The sequence below is a fragment of the Streptomyces sp. SID3212 genome, from assembly GCF_009865405.1.
Classification (GTDB): domain Bacteria; phylum Actinomycetota; class Actinomycetes; order Streptomycetales; family Streptomycetaceae; genus Streptomyces.
In genome coordinates, this window is sequence record NZ_WWJY01000618.1 from 1 (window position 1) to 10,046 (window position 10,046).

At 72.3% G+C, this 10,046-nt stretch carries 9 protein-coding genes, 1 pseudogene and 1 riboswitch; of the genes and pseudogenes, 4 read left to right on the forward strand and 6 right to left on the reverse strand.

From position 1 onward, the window contains the following. Positions 1–249, forward strand: a pseudogene (locus GT042_RS18455) (hypothetical protein); the annotation flags it as partial. Positions 250–595: 346 nt separating this feature from the next. Here GT042_RS18455 and GT042_RS18460 read toward each other — a convergent pair. From GT042_RS18460 to abc-f, 3 genes are all read right to left on the reverse strand, one after another. Then, positions 596–1,387 carry an enoyl-CoA hydratase/isomerase family protein gene (locus GT042_RS18460; protein ID WP_161309820.1) on the reverse strand — a complete coding sequence of 264 codons (792 nt, stop codon included), beginning with the start codon at positions 1,385–1,387 and terminating at the stop codon, positions 596–598. A gap of 128 nt (positions 1,388–1,515) precedes the next feature. Continuing rightward, positions 1,516–1,737, reverse strand: a complete 222-nt coding sequence (locus tag GT042_RS18465; RefSeq protein WP_208298717.1) for a helix-turn-helix domain-containing protein — start codon at positions 1,735–1,737, stop codon at positions 1,516–1,518. 399 nt (positions 1,738–2,136) lie between these two features. Next, entirely contained in the window at positions 2,137–3,735 is a 1,599-nt protein-coding gene (gene abc-f, locus GT042_RS18470; protein ID WP_161309822.1) for a ribosomal protection-like ABC-F family protein, read from the reverse strand. 259 nt (positions 3,736–3,994) lie between these two features. On the opposite strand from abc-f, the gene GT042_RS18475 reads away from it, so the two are divergent. Then, a complete protein-coding gene (locus tag GT042_RS18475) occupies positions 3,995–4,420 on the forward strand; it encodes a VOC family protein (protein ID WP_161309823.1) in 426 nt (141 codons plus the stop codon). A 50-nt stretch (positions 4,421–4,470) separates the two neighbouring features. Here the strand turns inward: GT042_RS18475 and GT042_RS18480 are convergent, their stop codons facing one another. The 3 genes from GT042_RS18480 to GT042_RS18490 all read right to left on the reverse strand — a co-directional run bounded on the left by GT042_RS18480 (position 4,471) and on the right by GT042_RS18490 (position 8,077). Then, positions 4,471–5,907 (reverse strand): hypothetical protein, encoded by a 1,437-nt coding sequence (locus GT042_RS18480; protein ID WP_202533100.1) that lies wholly within the window; start codon positions 5,905–5,907, stop codon positions 4,471–4,473. A 249-nt stretch (positions 5,908–6,156) separates the two neighbouring features. Then, complete coding sequence (locus tag GT042_RS18485; RefSeq protein ID WP_161309824.1) at positions 6,157–7,284, reverse strand: alpha/beta fold hydrolase; 1,128 nt, start codon at positions 7,282–7,284, stop codon at positions 6,157–6,159. Between the two features lie 49 nt (positions 7,285–7,333). Beyond that, positions 7,334–8,077 (reverse strand): class II aldolase/adducin family protein, encoded by a 744-nt coding sequence (locus GT042_RS18490; protein ID WP_161309825.1) that lies wholly within the window; start codon positions 8,075–8,077, stop codon positions 7,334–7,336. Positions 8,078–8,245: 168 nt separating this feature from the next. On the opposite strand from GT042_RS18490, the gene GT042_RS18495 reads away from it, so the two are divergent. Together GT042_RS18495 and GT042_RS18500 are read left to right on the forward strand one after the other, a co-directional pair. Then, positions 8,246–9,517 carry an inorganic phosphate transporter gene (locus GT042_RS18495; RefSeq protein WP_161309826.1) on the forward strand — a complete coding sequence of 424 codons (1,272 nt, stop codon included), beginning with the start codon at positions 8,246–8,248 and terminating at the stop codon, positions 9,515–9,517. A gap of 42 nt (positions 9,518–9,559) precedes the next feature. Continuing rightward, the gene (locus GT042_RS18500) at positions 9,560–9,811 is read left to right on the forward strand and encodes a hypothetical protein (protein ID WP_161309827.1); all 252 of its coding nucleotides are present in this window, start codon (positions 9,560–9,562) and stop codon (positions 9,809–9,811) included. A 156-nt stretch (positions 9,812–9,967) separates the two neighbouring features. Beyond that, a riboswitch (cobalamin riboswitch) is annotated at positions 9,968–10,046 on the forward strand. This riboswitch is flagged as partial in the annotation.

Below are 10,046 nucleotides of genomic sequence, written 5' to 3' on the forward strand. Positions count from 1 at the left end.
GCGAAGGGCGAGGCGGCGCGCGTGGCGGCCGGCGTGCCGGGGGTCGCGTACCTGACCGGGACCCTGGGCGCGGCGGTGACCGTCACCTGGGACCAGGTGCGGGTGGAGGTGGCGACGGCACCGGGCCACCACGCCCCGACGGTGGCACGAGCGGTCCGCGAGGCGGTGACCGCGACGGGTACGTCACCGGTGACGGTGCTGGTCACAGCGGTGGAGGCGGAGGCCGACCACGGGCCAGCCAGGAGCTGAGGCACGTACACGCGGGCGGGGGCCGTACGGGAGGCCCGGCTTCCCGTACGGCCCCACGGGTGCGGGTGGGCGATACGCGGCGGGCGCGGCCCCCCTACGGCCCCACCGTCGCGGGTACGCGGTACGGCGGCGGGCGCGGAACCTCGTACGGCCCCACCGTCGCGGGTACGCGGTACGGCGGCGGGCGCGGAACCTCGTACGGTCCGCGCCCGCTCGTGGAGCCCGTACCGACGAAGGGCACGGCACCGTGCGCTCGGCGGCGGACGCAGGCGGGGTCGACACCGGCCCCGCCTGCGTCCGCTCGCCTCCCGCCCCGAGCCCCGTCAAGGGCAAGGCACTCGCCGCGTCAGTCCGACAGGCCCGCCAGGTCGCGCAGGCGGCGCGCCTGCGCGGCGCGTTCGGCGGCGCGCTGTTCGTCGAAGGTGCGGCCCGCCGCGCCCGCCAGGAGCGCCTTCGTCTCGATCACCGCGTCGCGCGGAGCCGCCAGCAGCGCGGCCGCCAGGTCCTTCACCGCCGCGTCGAGCTCGTCCGTACCGACCACGAGGTTGGCGAGCCCGGTGCGCTCGGCCTCCGCCGCCTGGACGAAGCGGCCCGTCGCGCAGATCTCCAGCGCGCGGGCGTACCCCACCAGCGCGACCAGCGGATGCGTGCCGGTGAGGTCGGGGACGATACCCAGGCTGGTCTCGCGCATGGCGAACTGGACGTCGGGCGTCACCACCCGGAGATCGCACGCCAGGGCGAGCTGGAAGCCCGCCCCGATGGCATGCCCCTGGACCGCCGCGATCGACACGAGGTCGTTGCGCCGCAGCCAGGTGAATCCGTCCTGGTACCCGGCGATCGCCGCGTCGAGAGCCTCGTCGGACTCGCGCGCGAGATCGAGGAATGTAGGCTCCCCGTCGAACCCCTCGGGGGTGAACGCCTGCCGGTCGAGCCCGGCGGAGAAGGAGACACCCTCGCCGCGCAGGATGACAACCCGCACACTGCCCGGCAACAACCGTCCGGCTTCCGACAACGCCCGCCACAGAGCGGGAGACTGAGCGTTGCGTTTGGCCGGGTTGGTCAACGTCACCGTGGCGACCGCGTCCTCGACGGTGAGCCGTACGCCGTCCTTGTCGAGTACTGGATCGAGCGAAGTCATGGGGGCGCCTCCGGTTCGGGCAGTCAGCCGTTCGAGCTAAGTGACTGCACAGTAACCACCAGGCCGACGTCGCGGTCGGCCGGGTGGCCACCACCGAACCGGTGACCGGGAGGAGCCACGCTCGGTCGTCAGGCCGCAGCGGCCTTCTTGCCTCGCGTCGCTCCACCGCGTCCCCGGAGTGTGACTCCGGACTCGCTGAGCATCCGGTGGACGAATCCGTAGGAGCGGCCTGTTTCTTCGGCCAGCGCCCGGATGCTCGCACCGTTGTCGTACTTCTTCTTCAGGTCTGCCGCGAGCTTGTCGCGCGCGGCGCCGGTTACCCGGCTGCCCTTCTTCAGAGTCTCGGCCACCCGTGCCTCCTCGTGGGAAGTGCGCTCTGGACTTCTCATGATCACCCCTTGGCGCCGTCCTGGCCACCCATTCGGCAAGGTCCGTACGACGAGCTTTGGCGCGCTTCGGGGGTCGCGTACGCGAGGGATGCCGAGTTCTGGCCGAATTCCGGACAGCGCCGTAGCCGGTCTTGACCCGTTCTTTAACCGAAGGCGCAGGTCAGAAGCATGATGTCGGAAAATGGCCAGCGCGGGGTCTCGTACGGTCCGGTCCGTCGCACGACGCGCCGGAGTACGAGACCGTCTCACTCAGATGAAGGATCACCGCTGAGCCGAATGATCCATCGGGAGTGGATCACCGGATGTGGATCACCGGGCGCGGCCCCGGACGGGAGCCGCTCCCCAGCCGGACGGGGAGCCTCAGGCGAGCGCCACGAGGTCCGCGTAGTCGGCGCCCCAGAGGTCCTCGACGCCGTCGGGCAGCAGGATGATCCGCTCGGGCTCCAGCGCGTGGACGGCGCCCTCGTCGTGCGTGACGAGGATGACGGCGCCCTTGTACGTACGGAGGGCCCCGAGGATCTCCTCGCGGCTGGCCGGGTCGAGGTTGTTCGTCGGCTCGTCGAGGAGCAGCACGTTGGCCGCCGAGACGACGAGGGTGGCCAGCGCCAGCCGGGTCTTCTCGCCGCCGGACAGGACCCCGGCGGGCTTGTCGACGTCGTCCCCGGAGAAGAGGAAGGAACCGAGCGTCTTGCGGACCTCGACCAGGTCCAGGTCGGGCGCGGAGGAGCGCATGTTCTCCAGGACGGAACGCTCGGGGTCCAGGGTCTCGTGCTCCTGCGCGTAGTACCCCAGCTTGAGGCCGTGGCCCGGGGTGACCGCTCCGGTGTCCGGCTTCTCGACCCCGGCCAGCAGCCGCAGCAGCGTCGTCTTGCCCGCGCCGTTGAGGCCGAGGATGACCACCCGGGAGCCCTTGTCGATGGCGAGGTCGACGTCGGTGAAGATCTCCAGCGAGCCGTACGACTTGGACAGGCCCTCCGCCGTCAGCGGGGTCTTGCCGCAGGGCGCGGGCTCGGGGAAGCGGAGCTTGGCGACCTTGTCGGACTGGCGCACCTGCTCCAGACCGGACAGCAGCCGCTCGGCGCGGCGGGCCATGTTCTGCGCGGCGACGGTCTTGGTGGCCTTCGCGCGCATCTTGTCGGCCTGGGAGTTCAGGGTCGCGGCCTTCTTCTCGGCGTTGGCCCGCTCGCGCTTGCGGCGCTTCTCGTCCGACTCGCGCTGCTGCTGGTAGAGCTTCCAGCCCATGTTGTAGACGTCGATCTGGGCGCGGTTGGCGTCGAGGTAGAAGACCTTGTTGACCACCGTCTCGACCAGCTCGACATCGTGGGAGATCACGATGAAGCCGCCGCGGTAGCTCTTGAGGTAGTCGCGCAGCCAGACGATGGAGTCCGCGTCCAGGTGGTTCGTGGGCTCGTCGAGGAGGAGCGTGTCCGCGTCGGAGAAGAGGATGCGGGCCAGCTCGATCCGGCGGCGCTGACCGCCGGAGAGGGTGTGGAGGGGCTGGCCGAGCACCCGGTCGGGCAGGCCCAGCGCGGCGGCGATGGTGGCGGCCTCGGCCTCGGCGGCGTACCCGCCCTTGGTGAGGAACTCCGTCTCCAGGCGCTCGTACTTCCGCATCGCCTTTTCGCGGGTGGCGCCCTGGCCGTTGGCCATCCGCTCCTCGTTCTCCCGCATCTTCCTCAGGACGGAGTCGAGGTCGCGGGCGGACAGGACGCGGTCGCGGGCGAGGACGTCGAGGTCGCCGGTGCGCGGGTCCTGCGGGAGGTAGCCGACCTCACCGGAGCGGGTGATGGACCCGGCGGCCGGGATCCCCTCGCCGGCGAGGCACTTGGTGAGGGTGGTCTTCCCGGCGCCGTTGCGCCCGACGAGACCGATGCGGTCCCCCTTGGCGATACGGAACGAGGCGGACTCGATGAGGACGCGGGCTCCGGCGCGCAGTTCTACGCCGGTTGCGGTGATCACGGAAAGACTCCAAGGCGGTATGGACGGCGGAAGAGGGCAGGCGGAGGAGAGTCTTCGACGCCGGCTAATGCACAAGGAGAAGTGCCATAGCCACGAGTCTACCGGGGCCACGCAACTGCTTTGTCTGGGCGGGGTGCGGGCGGGGGCGCGGGGACCGGCTCCGGGGCCGGGCGCGGGGGCGTTGTCAGTGGGGGGTGCCAGACTGAGATCCAGGTCACATTCGAGTCGTGCCCCCTGAGCCCATGAATCCCCTGAGCCCATGAATGGAGTGAGCCGTATGACCGGCAACCCGAGCATCGTCCCGACCGTCCTGTACGCGGACGCGAAGGCCGCCATCCGCACGCTGACGGAGGGCCTCGGCTTCACCGAGGTGCGGGTGTACGAGGGCGAGGACGGCACCGTGCTCCACGCCGAACTGGCCTGCGGCAACGGCATGGTGATGCTGGGTTCCAAGGGCAGGGAGGGGGCCTTCGCCCGGGCCATGGGCGATTCCGGGCCGTCGGGGATCTACGTCGTGGTCGAGGACGTGGACGCGCACCACGCACGGGCTGCGAAGCACGGCGTGGAGATCCTGATGCCGCCCACCGACCAGGACTACGGCTCGCGGGACTACATGGCACGCGACGCGGAGGGGAACGTATGGAGCTTCGGGACGTACTCCCCCAGCACCGCCCCGGCCGGCTGAGCGGGGGCGCCCCGCCGGACGGGCGGGGTCACCACCTGGACGGACGGGGCTCAGGCGCCCCCGGTGTGCACCTGGAACGCGGCCCGGCGGACGGCCTTGGCGAGGGCCGGGTCCGGGTGGGCCGCGGCAAGGGCGACCAGGACCTGGACGGTACGGGGGTGGCCGATCGCCCTGACCTCCCTGAGGAGGGCCGGCACCGTGCCCTGGACGGCGGACTCCAGGTGCCGTACCAGCAGGTCGGTCTCCCCGTGGTCGGCAACGGCCGCCGCGGTGTCGACCCAGAGCCAGGTCGCCTCCTCACGGGTCAGGACGTCGGCGGCGTCGTCGGGGTCGGCGCCCTCGTACTCCGCCAGCCAGAGGAGCGCGTACGGCCGCAGGGACGTGTCGTTGACGGCGGCCCGTACCGACGGCTCGGCGGGCGCTCCGACGACCCGCAGCGCCTCGAAGGCGAGACCGCGCAGCAGCGCGTCCTCGCCGCGGGCGACGGCGAGCAGTTCGGTGATGGCGCTCCCGACGGTGCGCGCGGCGAGCCAGGCGCGGTACTCGGCGCGGGCCGGCCCCGGGGTGAGCCGGGCGCAGCCGCGGAGCATGTCCTGGGCGTGCTGCTCGATGTTGCCCGCGGGGCTCTGGGCGGCGACGCAGATCTGCTCCAGCTTGACCCACACCGCCCAGTTGCCGAGGGGGGTGAGGGTGGCCTGGCCCTTGCCCAGCGTCAGCGCGCCGACGGCGGCGAGGCCCTCCAGGGCCCAGTCGAGGAGCGGAGGGAGCAGCGCCTCGGCGGAGGCGCCGGAGACGTCGGACCCGTTCGGAGCGTCCGTGGTGCCGGCGGTCTCCGGAGCGTCCGTGGTCTCCGGAGCGTCCGTCGCGTCGGGAGCGGGCTCCGTCGTGCCGTCCGCGCCGGACGCTTCCGCACCCTCGGGGCCGTACGGCACCTCCGGTACCTCGCAGCGCTCCTCGTGGAGTTCGGCGACGCGCTGCTGGAGCAGGTCCAGCAGCGCCGGGGCGGTCACGGGACCGGCGGACAGCTGCAACAGGGAGAGCACCTGCGGGACGGCCTCGACCACCTCGGCGACGGTCGCCGGGGCGACGTCGTCGGGGGCGGGGTGGACGAGCGACCAGGCGTCGAAGAGCGCCACCCAGCCGCGCAGGACGGCACTGTCGTCGCGGTCCCAGGCCTGGAGCCGCCAGCCGGGGCGCACGGTCCCGCCGTGCAGCTCGACCAGTCCGGCCAGCCGGGCGCGGTCCCAGCTCGCCCGGACCTGTTCCGCCGTCAGGTCCAGCGCGGCCGAGGCGCGTTCCTGGGTGTGCGCGGCGAGATGACCCGCTCCGGGGTCCCGGTCGGCGGCCGCCCAGCGGGCGATCCGTACGGCGTCGGCGAGGACGGCCCTCGCCTGACGGGCCAGCTCCGCCGGTGGCGGAGTGCCCTCGGGCGGCCGGGGTGCGGGGCGGCTGCGCCCGTCGGTCACAGCCCGTCGTGCCGTGGTCAACGGCCTCGGGGTGACAAGTCGGAGTCTGGAGTTGCGCGCCAATTGCTCATCAGGCTTTCGGGACGTCACGGGGGCAGTCTTCCCGGTGACTGCCCGAAAGCCCAAACGGAACCTCTCCCCTCGCTCCTGACCGGGTGGAGGGAGCCCCTCCCACGAGGTCAACGGAGTGGTACGGATGGGGCGAAAGCGTGCTTCCGGAGTCTCGGCGGACGGTTCCGGGGGTGGTGGCGCGTCCGTCGCGTCCGTCCGTCACATCAGGGGGACGAGGAAGCGGCGGAGGGTTTCCTCGTAGTCCTCGGGATCGGCGTTCCACATCGCGCCGTGGGGGGCGTGCGCCACGGGGTGAAGGGAGATCAGTTCCGGGCGGTGGGCGGCGAGGGCGCGGGCGGGTTCCCACGGCGTGAGGTGGTCGCCCGGGCCGTGGAAGATCATGGTCGGGACCCGCAGGTTCCGGGGGTCGGCGGCCTGGCGCAGCCGGTTCCCATGCAGTCCGGTGCTCCCCTGGGCCGCCCTGACGGCGAGCGGCATCAGTGCCGCCGGGACCCGGCGGGCGGAGGCGAGCGCCCGCAGCGTGGTCTCCCAGTCCAGCACCGGCGAGTCCAGCACCAGGCCGGAGATCCGCGCGGTGAGCGTGGAGTCCGCGGCGGCGCGCAGCGCCATGGAGGCGCCGGTGGACCAGCCGTACAGGATCACCCGCTCGGCGCCGTACCGGACGGCGTAGCGGATCGCCGCGTCGAGGTCGCGCCATTCGGAGTCGCCGAGGTGCCCGAGGCCGTCCGGGGAGCGGGGCGCGCCCGCGTCGCCCCGGTAGGCGAGGTCGAGCACCGGGAACCGCTGGCCGGTGAGGAAGGGCAGGACGTTCAGCGGGTGCTCACGGGTGGTGCCCAGGCCGTGGGCGGTGATCACCCAGGTCTCGCGTTCCCCCGGTACGAACCACGCGGGCAGCGCCCCCAGTTCACCGGGGACCAGCACGTCCTTGTGGTCGATCCCGAGGGCCGTGGTGGGGTCGCCGCTGTACAGCTGGGGGGTGAGCCGCACGCGCGCGCCGGGGGAGAGTGTGCCCCGGCTGACGCGTTCCAGCCGCCGTACGACGGTGTCGGCGTCGCGCGCCTCGCCGTCGAGGACGGGCCCGACGACGGCGTGCAGGCCGGGGGCCTCCAGTCCGTACGTACCGGGCCGCACGGAGGCGAGGCAGCGGGTCAGGGTGACGTGTCCGGCGGCCGTGGCGTGCACGGTCAGCCAGGGGTCTCCGGGCAGGGGGCGCCCGGGCGATGCCTTGAGCGCGGCATCGCTGGCGTACCGGCCGGCCGCCACCGCGGCCGCGCCGACACCGATGAGTGTGGAGACGGCCGCTGCCGTCACAGTTGCCGGGCGCATTTCCTCAGTGTCGGTACGGCGGCGGCGGACGGCCACCGGACATGGGCCGTCAGGGCTTCTGGCCGTAGCCCTTGAGCTTCTCGCCGACCTCGGCGAGCTGGGCCTCGGAGAGCAGGGCCGGGGTGCGGCCGGGGACGGAGGACGCCGTGAGCCAGACGCGGCACATCCACTCCAGCTGGGCCGTGCGGTCGTACGCCCGGTCCAGGGAGTCGCCGTAGGTGACGGTGCCGTGGTTCCTGAGCAGGCAGCCCGTACGGTCGCGCAGGGCGTCGAGCATGTGCGCGGCCAGTTCGGGGGTGCCGTACGTGGCGTAGGGAGCGACCCGCACCGGGCCGCCGAGGGCCGCCGCCATGTAGTGGATCAGCGGCAGCTCGGTGACGAGGGTCGAGACGGCGGTGGCGTGGACGGCGTGCGTGTGGACGACGGCGGAGGCGTCCGTGGTGCGGTAGATCTCCAGGTGGAGCGGCAGCTCGCTCGTCGGGCCGAGCCGGCCGGAGACCTGGCGTCCCGAGAGGTCGACGGCGACCAGGTCGCCGGGGGTGAGGCGGTCGTACGGCACCCCGCTCGGGGTGACGAGGACCTCGTCCCCGACCCGTACGGAGACGTTGCCCGACGTGCCGACGACGAGCCCTTCCGCGGTGGTCCTGCGCGCGGTCGCCACCAGCTCGGCCCAGGCCCGGTCGCGCGCGTTTGCGCGGCCGTCGGCGTGGCCGTCCGCACGGTCGTCGGCATGGCCGTTCGCACGCCCCTCGGCGGGGCGCTCGGCGGCCCGTCCGGTCAGATGATCCGTCATATGACGATCTTGTCAGCCGGGGCGGAAAAAGGGCAGGTCGGACAACACATCAGGCATCCGGAGGGCCATTCAGGAGAGACACTCCGAGTACCTCCCTAGTTAACCTTCCGTTCACCCTGCATCCTTACGTTCACCGTGGCCACCGACGTCGAACGATTGCCTGGGTAAATGGAACACTTCACGCTGCTCCTCGCGATCGTGATCGCGACGGCTCTCGTGTTCGATTTCACGAACGGTTTCCACGACACCGCCAACGCGATGGCGACGACCATCTCGACCGGCGCACTGAAGCCCAAGACGGCGGTGGCGATGTCCGCCGTCCTGAATCTCGTCGGCGCGTTCCTGTCCGTGGAGGTCGCCAAGACGATCTCCGGCGGACTCATCAACGAGTCGGGCATCCGTACCGAAGTGATCTTCGCGGCGCTGGTCGGCGCGATCATCTGGAATCTCTTCACGTGGCTGCTGGGGCTCCCGTCGAGCTCCTCCCACGCCTTGTTCGGCGGCCTCATCGGCGCCACCCTGATGTCCGTCGGCACCTCCGGGGTCAACGGCGGCGTCGTCATCACCAAGGTCCTGATCCCGGCGCTCGCCGCCCCGCTCGTCGCGGGGCTCGCGGCCATGCTCGCCACCCGGCTGACGTACCGCGTCAGCGGCCGTACGGACGAGAAGGCGACGGCCAAGGGCTTCCGGGCCGGACAGATCGCCTCCGCCGGGCTGGTCTCCCTCGCCCACGGCACCAACGACGCGCAGAAGACCATGGGCGTCATCACGCTGGCTCTGGTCACCGGCGGGGTCCTCTCCCCCGGCTCCAACCCGCCGCTGTGGGTCATCGTCTCGGCGGGCACGGCGATCGCGCTCGGCACGTACCTCGGCGGCTGGCGCATCATCAAGACCATGGGCACCGGCCTCACCGACCTGCGCCCGCAGCAGGGCTTCGCCGCCCAGACCAGCGCCGCGACGGTCATCCTGGCCTCCTCGCACCTCGGCTTCTCGCTCTCGACCACGCAGTCCTGCTCCGGCGCGGTGATGGGCGCCGGTCTGGGGCGCAAGGGCGGGGTCGTCCGGTGGTCGACGGCAACCCGGATGTTCATCGCCTGGGGGCTGACGCTGCCCGCCGCGGGGCTGGTGGCCGCCGGGGCGGAGTTCCTGACCGGGCACGGCACCTGGGGTGTCACCGTCGTGGCCGTCCTGCTCGTCGCCGTCTCCGGTGCGATCTGGCTCGCGTCGCGCCGGCGTCCGGTGGACCACACGAACGTGACCGGGGCCGATGTGGTGCCGGTGAACGCGGGCGTGGACGCGGGTGCCTCCGGGGTCACGGTGATGGGCCTCGGGTCCGTGGACGCGGCGACCGCCGGTCTGACGACCACCATTCCCGCGCCCGTCGCCCTGCCCAATCCGCCCGCCGTCGCCGGTGAGTCGGCGCGAACCGCCACGGTCTGAACCCCCACGGTCTGAATCCCCACGGTCCAAGGAAGCGATCACATGAAAATCGACTGGGCAGCCCTCGGCTCCGTGTTCGGCGTCAGCCTCGTGTCCACCATCGGTCTGGTGGGCCTGTTCACCCTCGGTGTCGTGGCCCTGGCCAAGCAGGAGCCGGCGGCATCGGAATCGGCCGGGGGTCCGGCGGGCGGGTCCCCTGCGGGCTCCGTGGCTCTGGCGCGCACCGGCGCCTACGCGTGCTTCGCCCTGTGCGCGGCGGCGGTGGCGTACGGCATCTACCTGATCGTGGCCTGACCGTGCGTACGGCGCCAGGGCGTCGCCGCGAGCCGGACACCACTTCGCGGACACGCCCTAAGGCCCGGGGGCACGCCCCCGGGCCTTTCGTGCGTTCTGTGTGGGGCTTCGCACACTGCCCCGCCGCAGGTCAAGGGCGGGTTGACGGGCGTTCTCGCAGCGTGGTGGACTGCCGGGGCCAATTACGGCGGCAGCAGAGGAAGCCGGTGCGAATCCGGCGCGGTCCCGCCACTGT